Origin of the sequence: Streptomyces sp. NPDC056738, from assembly GCF_042790435.1 — a bacterium.
In the GTDB taxonomy this organism is placed as follows: Bacteria; Actinomycetota; Actinomycetes; order Streptomycetales; family Streptomycetaceae; genus Streptomyces.
The window spans coordinates 246,226-264,918 of record NZ_JBHTZF010000004.1; the positions used below are offsets into that span (position 1 = coordinate 246,226).

General features: G+C 69.5%; 16 protein-coding genes and 1 tRNA gene. 12 read left to right on the top strand and 5 right to left on the bottom strand.

Annotated features, from left to right (window positions below):
• Nucleotides 1-3 precede the first annotated feature (3 nt).
• Genes yidD through rpmH form a run of 3 tightly spaced genes read right to left on the bottom strand, consistent with a single transcriptional unit; the run spans nt 4 to nt 884 of the window.
• On the bottom strand, nt 4-357 hold the full coding sequence (gene yidD / locus ACFRIC_RS12195; RefSeq protein WP_355768753.1) for a membrane protein insertion efficiency factor YidD: 354 nt from the start codon (nt 355-357) through the stop codon (nt 4-6).
• Nucleotides 354-725 carry a ribonuclease P protein component gene (gene rnpA / locus ACFRIC_RS12200; RefSeq protein ID WP_382783311.1) on the bottom strand — a complete coding sequence of 124 codons (372 nt, stop codon included), beginning with the start codon at nt 723-725 and terminating at the stop codon, nt 354-356. Before rnpA ends, yidD begins: the two co-directional genes overlap by 4 nt.
• Nucleotides 726-746: 21 nt before the next feature.
• The gene (rpmH, locus tag ACFRIC_RS12205; RefSeq protein WP_006381191.1) at nt 747-884 is read right to left on the bottom strand and encodes a 50S ribosomal protein L34; all 138 of its coding nucleotides are present in this window, start codon (nt 882-884) and stop codon (nt 747-749) included.
• 398 nt (nt 885-1,282) lie between these two features.
• Here rpmH and dnaA point away from each other — a divergent pair, with 398 nt between their 5' ends.
• The 10 genes from dnaA (at nt 1,283) to ACFRIC_RS12255 (ending at nt 15,244) form a co-directional block, all read left to right on the top strand.
• Complete coding sequence (gene dnaA, locus ACFRIC_RS12210) at nt 1,283-3,280, top strand: chromosomal replication initiator protein DnaA (RefSeq protein WP_382783314.1); 1,998 nt, start codon at nt 1,283-1,285, stop codon at nt 3,278-3,280.
• Between the two features lie 1,101 nt (nt 3,281-4,381).
• Nucleotides 4,382-5,512, top strand: coding sequence for a DNA polymerase III subunit beta (gene dnaN / locus ACFRIC_RS12215; protein WP_037614956.1), 1,131 nt, complete (start codon nt 4,382-4,384; stop codon nt 5,510-5,512).
• 190 nt (nt 5,513-5,702) lie between these two features.
• Complete coding sequence (gene gnd, locus ACFRIC_RS12220; RefSeq protein ID WP_382783318.1) at nt 5,703-6,578, top strand: phosphogluconate dehydrogenase (NAD(+)-dependent, decarboxylating); 876 nt, start codon at nt 5,703-5,705, stop codon at nt 6,576-6,578.
• Between the two features lie 141 nt (nt 6,579-6,719).
• Nucleotides 6,720-7,844, top strand: coding sequence for a DNA replication/repair protein RecF (gene recF, locus ACFRIC_RS12225; RefSeq protein ID WP_382783322.1), 1,125 nt, complete (start codon nt 6,720-6,722; stop codon nt 7,842-7,844).
• Complete coding sequence (locus ACFRIC_RS12230; protein ID WP_382783326.1) at nt 7,841-8,407, top strand: DUF721 domain-containing protein; 567 nt, start codon at nt 7,841-7,843, stop codon at nt 8,405-8,407. Before recF ends, ACFRIC_RS12230 begins: the two co-directional genes overlap by 4 nt.
• Before the next feature lie 981 nt (nt 8,408-9,388).
• A complete protein-coding gene (gyrB, locus tag ACFRIC_RS12235) occupies nt 9,389-11,452 on the top strand; it encodes a DNA topoisomerase (ATP-hydrolyzing) subunit B (RefSeq protein ID WP_382783328.1) in 2,064 nt (687 codons plus the stop codon).
• 42 nt (nt 11,453-11,494) lie between these two features.
• Nucleotides 11,495-14,086: a DNA gyrase subunit A gene (gene gyrA, locus ACFRIC_RS12240; protein ID WP_382783330.1), complete on the top strand. Its 2,592-nt coding sequence runs from the start codon at nt 11,495-11,497 to the stop codon at nt 14,084-14,086.
• 18 nt (nt 14,087-14,104) lie between these two features.
• On the top strand, nt 14,105-14,827 hold the full coding sequence (locus ACFRIC_RS12245) for a DUF3566 domain-containing protein (RefSeq protein WP_382783333.1): 723 nt from the start codon (nt 14,105-14,107) through the stop codon (nt 14,825-14,827).
• A gap of 101 nt (nt 14,828-14,928) precedes the next feature.
• Nucleotides 14,929-15,005: transfer RNA gene (locus ACFRIC_RS12250), tRNA-Ile, on the top strand.
• A 71-nt stretch (nt 15,006-15,076) separates the two neighbouring features.
• Nucleotides 15,077-15,244 carry a hypothetical protein gene (locus ACFRIC_RS12255; RefSeq protein WP_382783335.1) on the top strand — a complete coding sequence of 56 codons (168 nt, stop codon included), beginning with the start codon at nt 15,077-15,079 and terminating at the stop codon, nt 15,242-15,244.
• On the opposite strand, the gene ACFRIC_RS12260 is transcribed toward ACFRIC_RS12255, so the two are convergent.
• Nucleotides 15,241-15,579, bottom strand: coding sequence for a hypothetical protein (locus ACFRIC_RS12260; RefSeq protein ID WP_382783337.1), 339 nt, complete (start codon nt 15,577-15,579; stop codon nt 15,241-15,243). The genes ACFRIC_RS12255 and ACFRIC_RS12260 overlap by 4 nt on opposite strands.
• A 338-nt stretch (nt 15,580-15,917) precedes the next feature.
• Entirely contained in the window at nt 15,918-16,340 is a 423-nt protein-coding gene (locus tag ACFRIC_RS12265; protein ID WP_382783340.1) for a DUF6344 domain-containing protein, read from the bottom strand.
• A 327-nt stretch (nt 16,341-16,667) separates the two neighbouring features.
• Here ACFRIC_RS12265 and ACFRIC_RS12270 point away from each other — a divergent pair, with 327 nt between their 5' ends.
• Nucleotides 16,668-16,796: a DLW-39 family protein gene (locus ACFRIC_RS12270; RefSeq protein WP_003999697.1), complete on the top strand. Its 129-nt coding sequence runs from the start codon at nt 16,668-16,670 to the stop codon at nt 16,794-16,796.
• Between the two features lie 237 nt (nt 16,797-17,033).
• Nucleotides 17,034-18,686 (top strand): hypothetical protein, encoded by a 1,653-nt coding sequence (locus ACFRIC_RS12275; protein WP_382783344.1) that lies wholly within the window; start codon nt 17,034-17,036, stop codon nt 18,684-18,686.
• Nucleotides 18,687-18,693: the final 7 nt, after the last annotated feature.

Below are 18,693 nucleotides of genomic sequence, written 5' to 3' on the forward strand. Positions count from 1 at the left end.
TAATCAAGCTCCTTGAGCATGGGACGGGGTCTCGGCGGCCGGGCTCGGGGCAGTGGGCTCCCCGATGGCCGGTTCGGCGGCGGAGGTCCCGCCCCTGCGTGCACGCCAGGCGTTACGCAGCAATTCGTGCCACCGCGGACGCTTGCGTGGCGGTACATGGTCCACACCGCCGAGCGACCACGGATTGCACCGGAGGATGCGCCAGGCGGTTAGTGCCGTTCCCTTGATCGCACCGTGCCGGTCGATGGCTGTGTAGCCGTATCGGGAGCACGACGGGTAGTACTTGCAGACCGGCCCGAGCAACGGGCTGATCGTCCACTGGTACAGCTTGATGAGCGCAAGCAGTGGGTACTTCATCGCGCGCCCCCTCCCAGCAGCCGCTGCAGGGCGGCATCCAGGTCTCGGGCCAGCTCTTCATGGTCGGCGTCACCCGCACCGGGCAGCGCTCGTACGACTACCAGGCTACCGGGGGGCAACAGGGCGACTCGGTCGCGCATCAGATGGCGAAGTCTGCGCTTCACCTTGTTGCGGACGACCGCTCCTCCCACGGCTTTGCTCACGACGAAACCCGCACGCGTCGAGGGAGCGCTCTCCCCAGGCGCGTGCGGGTCCGTTGCACCGCTACGTAGATGGACGACGAGAAGCGGGCGTCCGGCCCGGCGTCCTCGGCGTACCGCGGTCGCGAAGTCCTCGCGCCGCCTCAGCCGATGCTCGGTAGGCAGCACGAGATCATGACCTGTGAGTAATCAGGCGGACAGGCTGGCGCGACCCTTGCCACGGCGGTTCGCGAGAATCGCGCGGCCGGCACGGGTGCGCATCCGCAGGCGGAAGCCGTGGGTCTTGGCGCGACGACGGTTGTTCGGCTGGAAGGTGCGCTTGCTCACTCGGGGGCTCCAGAAAGAATCGGTGGTGGCGGGGTGCCGTCCTGGCTGTCACCGTGCGCCCACGAGGAAACTCGCATTACGCCCGAGTGCACCGCTTCCCGATCGCTCTTCGCGATCTGTGCCCATCGGAGGCAGGCGGCAGCAGCCATCGACAACTCGACCTGGTTACGGTACGCGCGGCTACGCCATCCGGTCAAACCAACCTCCGGCGGGGGACACTATCCACAGGCTGGGGACAACAACTTGAACCGCACCCGTCGCCCTGACTACCGTGGCTGAACTCCGATTCGTTCCCTTCTCGCCGCCCCAGCGGTTTTGTTCCCCCCGCCCCAAGCGACTGACTTCCCAACCTGTTCCCAGAACCACACGTTCGTGGGACCCGTGAGAGAGCGTGCCCCGTGGCTGACGTACCTGCCGATCTTGCCGCAGTGTGGCCACGCGTACTGGAACAACTGCTGGGTGAGGGCCGCGGGCAGGGTGTCGAGGGGAAGGACGAGCACTGGATCAAGCGGTGCCAGCCGCTGGCCCTCGTCGCGGACACCGCCCTGCTCGCCGTCCCCAACGAGTTCGCCAAGAACGTACTGGAAGGCCGGCTCGCCCCGATCGTCAGCGAGTCGCTGAGCCGCGAGTGCGGGCGCCCCATCCGGATCGCCATCACCGTCGACGACTCCGCGGGCGAGCCCTCCGTGCCCGCACCGCCCCGCTACGAGGAGCCCGAGCTCCCCGCCGGACCGGCCCAGGGCCGCGACCCGTACGAGAACCAGGGCCGCGAGGACCGCGGCGGCTACGACGGCGGCGCACAGTCCCGGGACGACCGCGGGGCCTACGAGGGCCAGGGACGGGACGAGCGGGGCGGCTACGACGCCGGCCAGGGCCGTGACGACCGCGGCGGGTACGAACCGCAGGGCCGCGAGGAGCGTGCTCCGTACAACTCCCGTCGCGACGGCTACGAGGGCTACGGCCGCCACCGCGCCGACGACCACCGCGGCGGGCGCGCCGAGCCGCTGCCCGGTGCCCCCGGCGACCAGCTCCCGACCGCCCGTCCCGCGTACCCGGACTACCAGCGTCCGGAGCCGGGCGCGTGGCCGCGTCACTCCCAGGACGACTACGGCTGGCAGCAGCAGCGCCTCGGCTTCCCCGAGCGCGACCCCTACGCCTCGCCGCAGCAGGACTACCGGCCGCAGTCGGTGGAGCGCCCGTCCTACGAGCAGCAGCGCCCCGACTACGACCAGCGCTCCGACCGCCGCGATCTGCAGGACCCCGCCGACGGCGGTCAGGGCCGCAGGGGCGTCCCCTCGCTGCCGTCCACGGGCGGTGCCCCCGGCTCGAAGTCCGGGCAGCCCGCGTCGGCCCCGGGCGAGCCCACCGCGCGGCTGAACCCGAAGTACCTCTTCGACACGTTCGTGATCGGCGCCTCGAACCGCTTCGCGCACGCGGCCGCCGTGGCCGTCGCCGAGGCGCCGGCGAAGGCGTACAACCCCCTCTTCATCTACGGGGAGTCGGGGCTCGGCAAGACGCACCTGCTGCACGCGATCGGGCATTACGCGCGCAGCCTCTACCCCGGCACCCGGGTGCGGTACGTGAGCTCGGAGGAGTTCACCAACGAGTTCATCAACTCCATCCGCGACGGCAAGGGCGACAGCTTCCGCAAGCGGTACCGGGAGATGGACATCCTGCTCGTCGACGACATCCAGTTCCTCGCGGACAAGGAGTCGACGCAGGAGGAGTTCTTCCACACCTTCAACACCCTGCACAACGCGAACAAGCAGATCGTGCTCTCCAGCGACCGGCCGCCCAAGCAGCTCGTCACCCTGGAGGACCGGCTGCGCAACCGCTTCGAGTGGGGTCTGATCACCGACGTCCAGCCGCCCGAGCTGGAGACCCGTATCGCCATCCTCCGCAAGAAGGCGGTCCAGGAGCAGCTCAACGCCCCGCCGGAGGTGCTGGAGTTCATCGCGTCCCGGATCTCGCGCAACATCCGCGAGCTGGAGGGCGCGCTGATCCGGGTGACGGCGTTCGCGTCGCTCAACCGGCAGCCGGTGGACCTCGGTCTGACGGAGATCGTCCTCAAGGACCTGATCCCCGGCGGCGAGGACTCGGCCCCCGAGATCACGGCGACCGCGATCATGGCGTCCACCGCCGACTACTTCGGGCTCACGGTGGACGATCTGTGCGGGTCCTCGCGCAGCCGGGTGCTGGTGACGGCGCGGCAGATCGCCATGTACCTGTGCCGTGAGCTCACGGATCTGTCGCTGCCGAAGATCGGAGCGCAGTTCGGCGGCCGCGACCACACGACCGTGATGCACGCGGACCGCAAGATCCGCGCGCTGATGGCCGAGCGCCGCTCCATCTACAACCAGGTCACCGAGCTCACGAACCGCATCAAGAACGGCTGACGCGGGCCGGCGCAGGCCGACGGAGCAAGACCGCCCGAAGGGGGCCAGGGACATCGTCCTTGGCCCCCTTCGCCGTTCCCTCGGTCGCTTCCGGCTCCTGTTTCCCGCTCGGTTCCGCCGTCCCGCCCTCGGCTCACGCCCCTGTTCCGCACCGGTTCACACGCTCGCCGAGGGTGCCCAGGGTTCTCTCCGCGGGCTCCGGAGCCGCCTCCCGAGGGCTCCGCAGCCGTCTCACGAGAGCTCCGGGGCCGGGTTCAGGGGGCTCTGGAGCCGCTTTCCGGGGTTCCGGGCCCGTCATCGGCGCTACCGATCCGACATCTGCTGTTCGAATCCGAGCCGGGTTACGGCCACTCTCCACAGATGTGGTGACTTTTTTCCTTCCACATCCTGGGGACTGGGAAGTTGTCCAGATCGTTTCCACAGGTAGCACTGTTGAAAGGTCATCAGACCAGGTCAGCCGCCTGTGGATTCGTGGATGAAGACTCTCCACAGGCTGTGGACGAAGAGAAGATCCACAGGCTGTGCACCAAGTTGTCCACCGGCGACCCACAGGCTGGGGCCGGTTGTCCCCAGCGATCCCCAGCTTCTCCACATGCCTGTCCACTGTTCGGCAACCCGCCGCGCCATCTCACCGCGTCGAGTGAAAGGCGTCACACCGAGGTGCCGGATTGGCCTGTGGGGAACGGGGGTAAAGCTGGGGACGATGCTGGGGAGAAGTCGCCCCCGGCTGTGGACCGAGTGTGCAGAACTTTTTGTTCTCCACAGAGACCCCGAGTTGTCCACCGCCTCCACCCACAGGGTCGGTGGACAAAAAATCGCCTCTGAGCTGCGAAAACGGGGTTATCCACGGTATCCACAGGCCCTACTACTAAGACCAACTAGAGAGAGCCTGGGAATCGTTTCGAAGTGGGGGCTGTGCACAACTTGCCCTCGGCGGCTCGACTGCCGCTCGGCACGACTTGACCCCGAGGGGCAACGACTGTCAGCGCGGTGCGTCAGACTGGTCCCCGGTGTCCTTCCCCGAACCAGTCGGGACGACACCGAGTCAGACGACGAAGGCCAGCAGGGCGAGAGCGCCGGCAACAGACGGAGGCGGCAACGGTGAAGATCCGGGTGGAACGCGACGTACTCGCGGAGGCAGTGGCCTGGGCGGCACGCAGCCTCCCGGCCCGTCCGCCGGCTCCTGTCCTCGCCGGCCTCCTTCTGAAGGCCGAAGAGGGCGCGCTGAGCCTCTCCAGCTTCGACTACGAGGTCTCGGCCCGGGTCTCCGTGGACGCGGAGATCGACGAGGAGGGCACGGTCCTCGTGTCCGGCCGCCTCCTCGCGGACATCTGCCGCGCGCTCCCCAACCGGCCGGTGGAGATTTCCACAGACGGTGTACGGGCGACCGTGGTCTGCGGCTCCTCGCGGTTCACCCTCCACACCCTGCCTGTGGAGGAGTACCCGGCACTGCCCCAGATGCCGTCCGCGACCGGCACCGTCCCCGGTGAGGTCTTCGCCTCCGCCGCCGCCCAGGTGGCCATCGCCGCCGGGCGCGACGACACGCTCCCCGTGCTCACCGGTGTGCGCATCGAGATCGAGGGCGACAAGGTCACCCTGGCGTCCACCGACCGGTACCGCTTCGCGGTCCGTGAGTTCCTGTGGAAGCCGGAGAACCCCGAGGCGTCCGCGGTCGCCCTGGTGCCCGCCAAGACGCTCCTGGACACCGCCAAGGCCCTCACGGGCGGCGACAGCGTGATCCTGGCGCTGTCCGGTTCCGGCGCGGGCGAGGGACTCATCGGCTTCGAGGGCGCCGGGCGTCGTACGACCACCCGTCTGCTCGAAGGCGACCTCCCGAAGTACCGCTCGCTGTTCCCGACGGAGTTCAACTCGGTCGCCGTCATCGAGACCGCCCCCTTCGTGGAGGCCGTCAAGCGTGTGGCCCTGGTCGCCGAGCGCAACACCCCCGTGCGGCTGAGCTTCGAGCAGGGCGTGCTGATCCTGGAGGCCGGTTCCAGCGACGACGCACAGGCTGTGGAAAGGGTCGACGCCCAGCTCGAGGGCGACGACGTCTCGATCGCCTTCAACCCGACGTTCCTGCTCGACGGCCTGAGCGCCATCGACTCCCCGGTGGCCCAGCTCTCCTTCACGACGTCCACGAAGCCGGCGCTGCTCAGCGGCAAGCCCGCCGTGGACGCCGAGGCGGACGAGGCCTACAAGTACCTGATCATGCCGGTGCGCCTGTCCGGCTGACCTCGCGGCCCGCCGGTCCTCGGGGCCGGCGGGCACACCGCGGGCGGGCATACGTCTGAGCGGGTATGCCCACAGATGTGCGTGAGTTTCCACCGGTGCCCGAAAGGCGTGGGTGGTACCCCCCGGTCTAGGCTCGGACCCAGGTACGAGAGTGCCCTCACGCCACGTCGCAACCCCTAAGGAACAACTGATGGAGCTCGGTCTCGTCGGCCTCGGCAAGATGGGCGGCAACATGCGCGAGCGGATCCGCCGCGCAGGTCACACCGTCATCGGATACGACCGCAACCCGGACCTCGCCGATGTCCACAGCCTGGAAGAACTTGTGGGCAAGCTCAAGGGCCCGCGCGTGGTGTGGGTCATGGTCCCCGCGGGCGCCGCGACCCAGTCCACCGTCGACGAGCTGGCCGCCCTGCTGGAGCCTGGTGACGTCGTCGTGGACGGCGGCAACTCGCGCTGGACGGACGACGAGAAGCACGCCGTCGAGCTGGGCATCAAGGGCATCGGATTCGTCGACTGCGGTGTCTCCGGCGGTGTCTGGGGCCTGGAGAACGGCTACGCGCTGATGTACGGCGGCCACGCCGAGCACGTCGCCGCGGTGCAGCCGATCTTCGACGCCCTCAAGCCCGAGGGCGACTTCGGAGCCGTGCACGCCGGCAAGGTCGGCGCGGGCCACTTCGCGAAGATGGTCCACAACGGCATCGAGTACGCGATGATGCAGGCTTACGCCGAGGGCTGGGAACTGCTCGAGAAGGTCGACTCCGTCACGGACGTGCGCGAGGTCTTCCGTTCCTGGCAGGAAGGCACGGTCATCCGCTCCTGGCTGCTCGACCTCGCCGTCAACGCCCTGGACGAGGACGAGCACCTGGAGAAGCTCAAGGGCTTCGCGCAGGACTCCGGCGAGGGCCGGTGGACGGTGGAGGCCGCCATCGACCACGCGGTGCCGCTGCCCGCGATCACCGCGTCGCTCTTCGCCCGCTTCGCCTCGCGGCAGGACGACTCGCCGCAGATGAAGATGATCGCGGCACTGCGCAACCAGTTCGGCGGCCACGCCGTCGAGAAGGCCTGATCGAGGCCCCGGGTTCTCCACACCCGGGGTGACCCGGTTGTCCACAGCCGGGGGAAGAACCTGAGGACCGGGGTCCGCACGGACCCCGGGGAGAACCCGCAACACCCGAAACACCACGCTGGGGGAGGTCGGCGAACGACCATGCACGTCACGCATCTGTCGCTGGCCGACTACCGCTCGTACGCCCGGGTCGAGGTCCCGCTCGACCCGGGCGTCACCGCGTTCGTGGGGCCCAACGGACAGGGCAAGACGAACCTGGTCGAGGCCGTCGGCTATCTCGCGACCCTCGGCAGCCACCGCGTCTCCTCGGACGCGCCGCTGGTACGCATGGGCGCCGACCGGGCGATCATCCGGGCCAACGTCCGCCAGGGAGAGCGCCAGCAGCTCATCGAGCTGGAGCTGAACCCGGGCAAGGCCAACCGTGCCCGCATCAACAGGTCCTCCCAGGTCAGGCCCCGTGACGTCCTCGGCATCGTACGAACCGTCCTGTTCGCGCCCGAGGACCTCGCCCTCATCAAGGGCGATCCCGGGGAGCGCCGCCGGTTCCTCGACGAACTGATCACCGCCCGCTCCCCGCGCATGGCCGGTGTCCGGTCCGACTACGACCGGGTCCTCAAACAGCGCAACACCCTCCTGAAGTCCGCCGCGCTGGCCCGCCGGCACGGCGGCCGCACCATGGACCTGTCCACGCTCGACGTGTGGGACCAGCACCTCGCGCGCGTGGGCGCCGAGCTGATGGCCCAGCGGCTCGACCTGGTCGCCGCGCTCCAGCCGCTCGCCGACAAGGCGTACGAGCAGCTCGCGCCCGGCGGCGGGCCCCTCGCCCTGGAGTACAGGGCGTCCTCGCCCGGCGTCGTCGGCCACGCCCGCGAGGAGCTCCACGGACAGCTCATGACCGCCATGGAGGAGGCCCGCAAGGCGGAGATCGAACGCGGGGTGACGCTCGTGGGTCCCCACCGGGACGATCTCGTCCTCAAGCTCGGCCAGCTGCCCGCCAAGGGGTACGCCTCGCACGGCGAGTCCTGGTCCTACGCGCTCTCGCTGCGCCTCGCCTCGTACGACCTGCTCAGGGCCGAGGGCAACGAGCCGGTGCTGGTCCTCGACGACGTGTTCGCGGAGCTGGACAGCCGCCGACGCGAGCGCCTCGCGGAGCTCGTCGCCCCCGGTGAGCAGGTCCTCGTGACCGCCGCCGTGGACGACGACGTACCGGATGTCCTGACCGGGGCGCGGTACGCCGTGTCCGAAGGCACGGTGGAGCGCCTATGACGGAGAACACACCGGGAGCCGGTGCCGAGGGCGCCGCGCCCCGCAAGAAGACCCCGGAGCCGTCCGGCGTCGACCTCGCGCGCGTGGCGCTGCGGGCCGCGAAGGAACAGGCACGCGCGCGTGGGGACGCGGCCCAGCAGAAGAAGCAGGCGCGTCGCGGCGGCGGTCTGCGCTCCGGTTCGGGAGCCGACGGGCGCGACCCCATGGCGCTCGGCTCCGCGATCAACCGGCTGCTCACCGAGCGCGGCTGGGAGACCCCGGCCGCGGTGGGCGGCGTGATGGGCCGCTGGCCCGAGATCGTCGGCGACGACCTGGCCAAGCACTGCGTTCCCCTGCGCTACGACGACGACCCGTCCGAGCGGGTGCTCACCGTGCAGTGCGACTCGACCGCGTGGGCCACCCAGCTCCGCCTCCTGGCGCCGCAGCTCGTCGCGCGGCTCAACCAGGACCTCGGGCACGGCACCGTGCGCCTGATCAAGGTCCAGGGGCCCACGGGCCCCACCCGCCGCTACGGGCCGCTGCGCGCCCCGGGCAGCAAGGGGCCAGGCGACACCTACGGGTGACCGGCGGCGCCGGGTGAGCGGTCGGACCGCGCGGTCCGCCGAGGCGGGCGACCACCCAGGCCGCGCAGTGCGCGGAGGCTGGTGACCGCCGGGGCCGGGCAATCGACCGAGCCGGGTGACCGCCGGGGCCGGGCAATCGACCGAGCCGGGTGACCGCCGAGGCCGGGCAATCGACCGAGCCGGGTGACCGCCGAGGCCGGGCAATCGACCGAGCCGGGTGACCGCCGAGGCCGGGTGATCGGCCGATCCGGGTGACCGCCTGTCTGTCTGTCTGTCTGTCTGTCTGTCCGTCCGTCTGCCCGTCTGCCCGTCCGCCTGCCCGTCCGGGAGATCGTGGCCGCCCCGGGCCGTCGACGATGGACGATTTCCGGCCGTCGTCCGATGCCGGGCCGAGCCGTGCCGCGCCCCGCTCCGCGGTATGTGCCGCCGCCGCGCGGCACGGGAGGCGGCCGACCACCGCGCGCCCGAACGTTTCGCCGAACCGGCCCGTGGTCGGCCCCATGTTCGCGCGGCTGCTCGCCGGCCCTCGCCCGAAGGGCACGAGCCTCCCCGGCACCCTCTCCCCTGTGTCCCGGAAAACCACCCATAATCGCTGGTCAGAGGCCTGTCCATGCCCGCCCGGAGGCGGTGTTCCCCACCTGGTGGGACGCCGCTCGGCGGGCTCCGGCGGGCCTTCTCCGGTGCCCGCGCGCGACCGTCGACGGCGACCTGACCCGTCAGTAGTCGGGGGTTGACACTCGGAAGGGCTGAGTGCCGCTGTAAGCCTCTTTGGGCCCGGGTCCGCATATGGGGAGTCGGGCGAGACCGGTTCAGGGCGGCACATGCGGACTCAGGTACCGGCAAACCCCCATCACTGTCAGCGCTACCGGTAGACTGGAAGCTAATCCCGCCCCACTAGTGGGACGCACCGAGCAACGCTGACTAAGGCTTACCACCGCAACACGCCGCAGCCGCTCCGGCCACCCGCCGGGAGTTCGGCTTGTGCTGTGCCAGAAAGGGCGCTTCGTGGCCGATTCCGGCAACCCCAACGAGAACATCCCGTCCACCGACGCCGGCGCGAACGGCGAGGTCACATCCTCGTACGACGCCAGTGCCATCACCGTCCTCGAGGGTCTGGACGCGGTCCGCAAGCGACCTGGCATGTACATCGGCTCGACCGGTGAGCGTGGACTTCACCACCTGGTGTACGAGGTGGTGGACAACTCGGTCGACGAGGCGCTGGCAGGCCACGCGGACACGATCGAGGTCACGATCCTCCCGGACGGCGGCGTGCGCGTCGTCGACAACGGCCGCGGCATCCCGGTGGGCATCGTCGCCTCCGAGGGCAAGCCGGCCCTCGAGGTCGTGCTGACCGTGCTGCACGCGGGCGGCAAGTTCGGCGGCGGCGGATACGCGGTCTCCGGCGGTCTGCACGGCGTCGGTGTCTCCGTCGTCAACGCCCTGTCGAGCAAGGTCTCCGTCGAGGTCAGGACGGACGGCCACCGCTGGACGCAGGACTACAAGATGGGCGTCCCGACCGCCCCGCTGGCCCAGCACGAGGCGATCGCCGACACCGGCACGTCGGTCACCTTCTGGGCCGACGCGGACATCTTCGAGACCACGGAGTACTCCTTCGAGACGCTCTCGCGGCGCTTCCAGGAGATGGCGTTCCTCAACAAGGGCCTGACGATCAAGCTCACCGACGAGCGCGAGTCGGCGAAGGCCACCTCCGGCGCCGACGAGGCGGGCGCCGACGAGAAGGCCGAGGTCAAGACCGTCACGTACCACTACGAAGGCGGCATCGTCGACTTCGTGAAGTACCTCAACTCCCGCAAGGGAGAGGCGGTGCACCCCACCGTCATCGACCTGGAGGCGGAGGACAAGGACAAGAGCCTGTCCCTCGAGGTCGCGATGCAGTGGAACAGCGGCTACAGCGAGGGCGTGTACTCCTTCGCCAACATCATCCACACCCACGAGGGCGGTACGCACGAGGAGGGCTTCCGTGCGGCGCTGACCTCGCTCATCAACAAGTACGCGCGCGACAAGAAGCTGCTCCGCGAGAAGGACGACAACCTCACGGGCGACGACATCCGCGAGGGTCTGACCGCGATCATCTCGGTCAAGCTGAGCGAGCCTCAGTTCGAGGGCCAGACGAAGACCAAGCTGGGCAACACGGAGGCCAAGACCTTCGTGCAGAAGGCGGTCTACGAACACCTCAACGACTGGCTGGACCGCAACCCGAACGAGGCCGCGGACATCATCCGCAAGTCCATCCAGGCGGCCACCGCGCGCGTGGCGGCCCGCAAGGCGCGTGACCTCACCCGCCGCAAGGGCCTCCTGGAGTCGGCGTCCCTGCCGGGCAAGCTCTCCGACTGCCAGTCGAACGATCCCACCAAGTGCGAGATCTTCATCGTCGAGGGTGACTCCGCCGGCGGCTCGGCCAAGTCCGGCCGCAACCCGCAGTACCAGGCGATCCTCCCGATCCGGGGAAAGATCCTCAACGTCGAGAAGGCGCGGATCGACAAGATCCTGCAGAACCAGGAGATCCAGGCGCTGATCTCCGCCTTCGGCACCGGAGTCCACGAGGACTTCGACATCGAGAAGCTCCGCTATCACAAGATCATTCTGATGGCGGACGCCGACGTCGACGGCCAGCACATCAACACCCTGCTGCTGACCTTCCTGTTCCGCTTCATGCGGCCCCTGGTCGAGGCCGGGCACGTGTTCCTCTCCCGTCCGCCGCTCTACAAGATCAAGTGGGGCCGGGACGACTTCGAGTACGCGTACTCGGACCGCGAGCGCGACGCCCTCATCGAACTCGGCCGCCAGGCGGGCAAGCGCGTCCGCGAGGACTCGATCCAGCGGTTCAAGGGTCTCGGTGAGATGAACGCCGAGGAGCTGCGCATCACGACCATGGACCAGGAGCACCGCGTCCTCGGTCAGGTCACGCTCGACGACGCCGCCCAGGCCGACGACCTCTTCTCCGTCCTCATGGGCGAGGACGTCGAGGCCCGCCGCGCGTTCATCCAGCGCAACGCCAAGGACGTCCGCTTCCTCGACATCTGAGTCGGTCTCAGCTGACCGCGTCAGAAAGGATCTTCACCAGCAATGGCCGACGAGAACATTCCCAGCATTCCCGAAGAGAGCGATATCGCCCTGCGCATCGAGCCCGTCGGGCTCGAGACGGAGATGCAGCGCTCGTACCTCGACTACGCGATGTCCGTCATCGTGTCGCGCGCCCTGCCCGACGTACGGGACGGTCTCAAGCCCGTCCACCGCCGCGTCCTGTACGCGATGTACGACGGCGGCTACCGGCCCGAGAAGGGCTTCTACAAGTGCGCCCGCGTCGTCGGCGACGTCATGGGCAACTACCACCCGCACGGCGACTCCTCGATCTACGACGCGCTGGTCCGCCTCGCGCAGCCGTGGTCGATGCGCATGCCGCTGGTGGACTCCAACGGCAACTTCGGATCTCCCGGCAACGACCCGGCGGCCGCGATGCGGTACACCGAGTGCAAGATGATGCCGCTGTCCATGGAGATGGTCCGCGACATCGACGAGGAGACCGTCGACTTCACGGACAACTACGACGGCCGCTCCCAGGAGCCGACCGTCCTGCCGGCCCGCTTCCCGAACCTGCTGATCAACGGCTCCGCCGGTATCGCCGTGGGCATGGCGACCAACATCCCGCCGCACAACCTGCGCGAGGTCGCGGCCGGTGCCCAGTGGTACCTGGAGAACCCCGAGGCCTCCCACGAGGAGCTCCTGGACGCGCTGATCGAGCGCATCAAGGGCCCCGACTTCCCGAGCGGCGCCCTGGTGGTCGGCCGCAAGGGCATCGAGGAGGCGTACCGCACGGGCCGTGGCTCCATCACGATGCGCGCGGTCGTCGAGGTCGAGGAGATCCAGAACCGCCAGTGCCTGGTGGTCACGGAACTCCCGTACCAGGTCAACCCCGACAACCTCGCCCAGAAGATCGCCGACCTCGTCAAGGACGGCAAGGTCGGCGGCATCGCGGACGTCCGGGACGAGACCAGCTCGCGCACCGGCCAGCGGCTCGTGATCGTCCTCAAGCGGGACGCCGTCGCCAAGGTCGTCCTGAACAACCTCTACAAGCACACCGACCTGCAGACGAACTTCGGCGCGAACATGCTGGCGCTCGTCGACGGCGTGCCGCGCACCCTCTCCCTGGACGCGTTCATCCGCCACTGGGTGACGCACCAGATCGAGGTCATCGTCCGCCGGACGAAGTTCCGGCTGCGCAAGGCCGAGGAGCGCGCGCACATCCTGCGCGGCCTCCTGAAGGCCCTGGACGCCATCGACGAGGTCATCGCGCTCATCCGGCGCAGCGACACCGTGGAGATCGCTCGAGAGGGCCTGATGGGCCTCCTGGAGATCGACGAGATCCAGGCGAACGCGATCCTCGAGATGCAGCTCCGCCGGCTGGCCGCCCTGGAGCGTCAGAAGATCATCCAGGAGCACGACGAGCTCCAGGCCAAGATCCGCGAGTACAACGAGATCCTCGCCTCGCCGGTGCGCCAGCGCGGCATCATCAGCGAGGAGCTCGCCGCGATCGTCGAGAAGTTCGGCGACGACCGCCGCTCCAAGCTGGTGCCCTTCGACGGCGACATGTCCATCGAGGACCTGATCGCCGAAGAGGACATCGTCGTCACCATCACGCGCGGTGGCTACATCAAGCGCACCAAGACGGAGGATTACCGCTCGCAGAAGCGGGGCGGCAAGGGTGTCCGCGGCACGAAGCTGAAGCAGGACGACATCGTCGACCACTTCTTCGTGTCGACGACGCACCACTGGCTGCTGTTCTTCACGAACAAGGGCCGGGTCTACCGCGCCAAGGCCTACGAGCTCCCGGACGCCGGCCGTGACGCGCGTGGACAGCACGTCGCCAACCTGCTGGCCTTCCAGCCGGACGAGGCGATCGCCGAGATCCTCGCGATCCGCGACTACGAGGCCGCGCCGTATCTGGTGCTCGCCACCAAGGGCGGACTGGTCAAGAAGACGCCGCTCAAGGATTACGATTCGCCCCGTGCCGGGGGTGTCATCGCGATCAACCTGCGCGAGACGGAGGACGGATCCGACGACGAACTGATCGGAGCCGAGCTGGTCTCCGCAGAGGATGATCTGCTTCTGATCAGCAAGAAGGCGCAGTCGATCAGGTTCACGGCGACGGATGACGCCTTGCGACCGATGGGCCGTGCGACCTCGGGCGTCAAGGGGATGAGCTTCCGCGAGAGCGACGAGCTTCTCTCGATGAATGTTGTTCGACCCGGTACGTTCGTGTTCACTGCCACAGACGGTGGGTACGCGAAGCGGACCGCCGTCGACGAGTACCGCGTCCAGGGTCGCGGCGGCCTCGGAATCAAGGCCGCCAAGATCGTCGAGGACCGCGGGTCCCTCGTCGGCGCGCTGGTGGTCGAGGAGACCGACGAGATCCTCGCCATCACACTGTCCGGTGGTGTGATTCGTACGCGAGTCAACGAGGTCAGGGAGACGGGCCGTGACACCATGGGCGTCCAACTGATCAACCTGGGCAAGCGCGATGCCGTGGTCGGCATCGCTCGTAACGCCGAGGCCGGCCGGGAGGCGGAGGAGGTCGACGGTGACGAAGCCGTGGACGAGACCGCCGAAGGCGTCGAGGCCGTCGGTACGGAAGAGGGCGAGCCGTCCTCGGCCGAGTAGCGCGAGGAGTGAGTCGTCGTGAGTGGAGCCACGGGCGCCGGATCGACCGGTACGGAAACGGACGGCGGCCGTGGCACCGCCATGGACGGGACTGACTCCCATGACTCTCATGGATCCCAGGGGGGAACTGTGACGGACACCCGAGGCCAGCAGGCCCAGCAGCACGCGGGCGGGCAGGCGGCCCCGGCCGGGGCCCCGGTGGCCCCGGGCACGCCGCCGGTGACACCGCCGGCGGCGGCTTCACCGCTGCCGGGCGAGCGCCACGCGCAGCAGCCCGCGCAGCCGTATCACCCGCCGCAGGCGTACCCGGCGCAGCAGCAGCCGGCGGGCGCGGTCCGCCGGCCCCGCACCGGCGCGCGCACGACGCCGCGGGTGCGCAAGGCACGGCTGCGGGTGGCCAAGGCCGACCCGTGGTCGGTGATGAAGGTCAGCTTCCTGCTGTCCATCGCGCTCGGCATCTGCACGATCGTGGCGGCGGCGGTGCTGTGGATGGTCATGGACGCGATGGGCGTCTTCTCGACCGTCGGCGGCACGATCTCCGAGGCGACCGGGTCGAACGAGTCCAACGGCTTCGACCTCCAGTCGTTCCTCTCGCTCCCGCACGTCCTGATGTTCACGTCGGTCATCGCGGTCATCGACGTGGTCCTCGCGACCGCTCTGGCGACCCTGGGGGCGTTCATCTACAACCTCTCCGCCGGCTTCGTCGGCGGCGTGGAGCTGACCCTCGCAGAGGACGAGTGAGGGCGCGTTCAAACGCCCTCCGACTATCGATTTTGGGACTGGCCGCGTCGTGCGCTAATCTTCAGAGGTCAGCGCGCGGGACACACACCGCAAAGCGCGGCGGGGCTATAGCTCAGTTGGTTAGAGCGCATCCCTGATAAGGATGAGGCCACAGGTTCAAATCCTGTTAGCCCCACCAGTGCAAAGGCCCCCGGTCCACTCGGACCGGGGGCCTTTGACATCTACGGCTGACATCAACCAAGAGGCGCGATGACGGATCCCGATGAAGTCGATCCCCGCTACGACGATCCGTATGAACGCGGGAAGCTCGATCGGGCATCCTGCGGCTGGATCTTCATGGGTGGATGCCTCCTCGTGGTGCTCGCGTCGATCGTGATGATGGTGGGGTTCGCGGCGGCGATGGGTGCCCAGCGCTAACCGATGAGTGGGTCTTCCAGCAGCTCAGCCAGAAGCACCACGGCATCCCGTTCGTCGGAGCCCACCACGTGCGTGTAGACGTCCATGGTCATGCTGATCTGGAGCCACAGCCACAGCCACAGCCGCGGTGCTGGAGCCGGTATCGGGACCGGCACCGGAGCTGACATCGGCACCGGGACCGGCACCGACGCCCCTACCGGCACCGTGGCGACGGCGATCCCTTCGAGCGCGGGAAGCTCGACCGGTCCCGTGCGGTGCCGCCGGAGCCGCGCATGTCGAAGGCCCGGCGGCTCTTTCGAGTCGCCGGGCCTTTGCCCTGGGTGCTTTGTACGCAAGTTCGCCGCTACTTCAGGGTGTCTGTGAGGGGGCACGGGCTGGGTCACGGGCCACACGCCGCGCAGTGCGCGACGGGCCGCGTGGGCAGCCGGGTGGAACAGCAGGAGGAGAGAGGCTGAGCACCGTCGGGTCCCGGACCTGCCGGGGCGTTACGGAGCTTCAGAGAGCGTTACGGAGCTGGAGCTTCACGGAGCTTCACGGGGCTTCCGAGATCTTTCCGGAGCATCCCGGGGCTTCACGGGGCTTCATGGGGCCTTACGAAGCTGTACGGAGCTGTACGGAGCCGGAGCTTCACGGTCTTCGGGAGCTTCGTGGAGTCGCCCGCTCGGTGCCTTGCTCAGCGTTGGAGCTGTGTCACCGGCGTGAGGGCCCCCAGCGGCTCCGTGCCGGGCGCCGCGAGGGCCTCCGGCCCTGAACAGGCGTCGGGTTCCGCGAGGCCTTCCAGACTGCCGAGAGCGGCGGCGTCCGCCGTGGCCTCGTCAGCGGGTGCGCGGTGGCGGCAGCTCGGCGAGGAACCGTGCGCCTCGGCGCGGATGCGTTGCTTCATCGTGGGGGGCAGGGCCCGACTGAAGGACCAGGCCCAGGAGGCCGGGGCCGGGGCGATCGCCGGAGCCGCCACCGAGGTCTCGGTGTTGCGGGTCGGCGCGGCCTGCGGTACCGCGGCGGCCGCGGTGGTGGTGACGAGTCCGAGCGTCGTGCACAGCGCCAGGAAGGCGGTGACGATCGCGCTCCACAGCTTCATGACCTTGTTCTGGGTCACGGCCCCTCACTTTCGGGTCGGGCGATTTGCGTACTTTCCTCATGATGTGTATGCGGGCCGCGAAGTGGTGGACCTGCGCCCGTGGCGCGTTGATGTTCAGATGAACACCACCCGGATGGCCGCAAGTGCTCGGAAAAGTCCGCAGGCGACCGTAAAAGTCACAGTCTGTGACGTGTGATCACCGTGAGATCGGAGCGGTCGTCTCCCTCTCTACCGCCGGGCGCGGGGCCGCAGTTGAGGGCCGATCCAGGTCACCGATCGATATCGGTCGGTGTGTATAGTCGGGCGCCAGAAGTCCCCTACGTCAACGAAAGACGAGGTCGCGCGGTGAAGAAGCTTCTCCTGGTCGCACTGGCCGCCATCGGCGGGCTCCTCGTGTACCGCCAGATCCAGGCGGATCGCGCCGAGCAGGATCTGTGGACGGAGGCGACCGACTCCGTGCCCACGGGTTCGTGAGGATCGACAACAGTCTCGGAGCAGACCCCGGCCGCCTCGCGGTCGGGGTTTTGTGTTTCCCGGCACCGGGGCCGGTTCACGAAGGCAAGCGAACCGGAGCGAATCGGTTGCGGGGGTGAGACCGGTGGGGGTTCGGCCGCTTCCTTTCGGCCGCTCCCGCGGATAGCCCGGGTGCCACGGCGGCCGACGGGGCAGGATGGGGCGCGCCAGGGGGGCTTCGACGAGGGGTGGCGCGTGATGGGGCGGCGCACGAAGGGCCGGCGGGCCGGGGGCCGGTGCGCGAGGTCGTGGCACGGCCGGATCATTGCCGTCACGGCAGCGTCGGCCGCGTTGTGCGTGACCCTCGCACCCGCGGGCCCGGCAGCCGCCGCCCCCGGGACGAGCGCCCCTGGGACAACCGCCCACGCGCGGACCGCCGAAGCGCAGGCCGTCGACGCGCGGACCACCGCTGAAGGCACGAACACGGCGGCGGAGGGCGCGAGCTCGGCCGTGGAGGGCGCGAGCACGGCCGCCGACGGTCCCTCCGGGCCGTACGCCTTCGCCCGGGACGCCATCACCGTCAAGGGCACGTCCGACACGACCGACTCCGAACTCCTGCGGCCCGGCCGGACGTACAGGAGCTCGGTCGGGGTCGCGGGGAGGGACGGCAGGCTGTACTACCGCCTCGAACTCGACGCCGTCTCCGACGCGTACGTCTCCGTGACCGCCGTCCCCCGGCCCGGCGCGACCGTCTCCTACTCGGACGGCCTCAAGGTCTCCCTCCAGGACGCCAACGGCCGCAACTGCTCCTTCAGCGGCACCGTCCACTTCGGCGCCACCCAGAGCCCGCACCCCATCGCCGCCTGGGCGTCCCGCGAGACGAGCGGCGAGCAGTACGCGTGCCAGGCGGCGGGAACGTACTACGCGGTCGTCCAACGCACCGGAGCGGCGGGCGCGACGAGCGGTACGGCGGGTCCCTCGGGCACGGAGTCGTCCGCGTCGCGTCCCTGGGACCTGGAGCTCGGTTATGTGTCGGAGCCCGGTCTGAAGAACGCCTCCGGCTCCACGAGCGCTCCGGAGGGCTGGAACTCCGCGTCGCCCGAGGCAGTGGTCGGGGACGCGCGGCACCGCGTCGGCGGCGCGGGATTCAGCGCCGCCGCCACGCTGCGACAGGGAGTCTGGAAGGACGGCATCAGCCCGGGAGAGACCCGCTTCTACAAGGTTCCCGTCGACTGGGGACAGCAGATCTCCGCCACCGCCGACCTGGGCAGCGCGAGCGGCGGGGAGGGCTCTGTCGGCACGGCCCTGGTCATGTCCCTCTACAACCCGGTACGAGGCTTCGTCGAGGACGTCGGCTCCGGGTACGACGGCAGCCAGCGGTCCGCCGCGCTCGCCCCCATGCCTCCCGTCGCCTACGAGAACCGCTACGCGCTCAACGACCGCGTGAGCGGCATGCGGTTCGCCGGCTCCTACTACCTCGTGGTCCATCTCGCCGCGCAGGTCGCCGACCGCTTCGGCGAGGGGCCGTTCGGGCTGACACTGCGGGTGCGCGTGGCGCTGGCGGCAGGCAACGGGCCCGCCTACGACGGGACACCGACGCCCCGGGACGTGTTCGCCGTCCCGGCGGCCGGTTCCGACGACGCGGCCGGCGACGAGACGGCGGACGGTCCGGCCGGCACCGGGAACAGCGGCGGCGACACCCACGGCGACGGGGTCATGAAACTGATCGCCGCGGGCGGCATCGGCGCCGGAACCCTGCTCTCGCTCACCCTGGTGCTGTGGACCGTGATCGCGCGCCGCCGTGCGGTGCGGACACTCAGGCCCGCACCCGAGGACGCGGACACGGCCTCCGCCTCCCTGCCGATGCCGGCTCCGGCCCCCTGGGAGCACGGGGCGACCCGAGGCCGGTAGGCCCCGG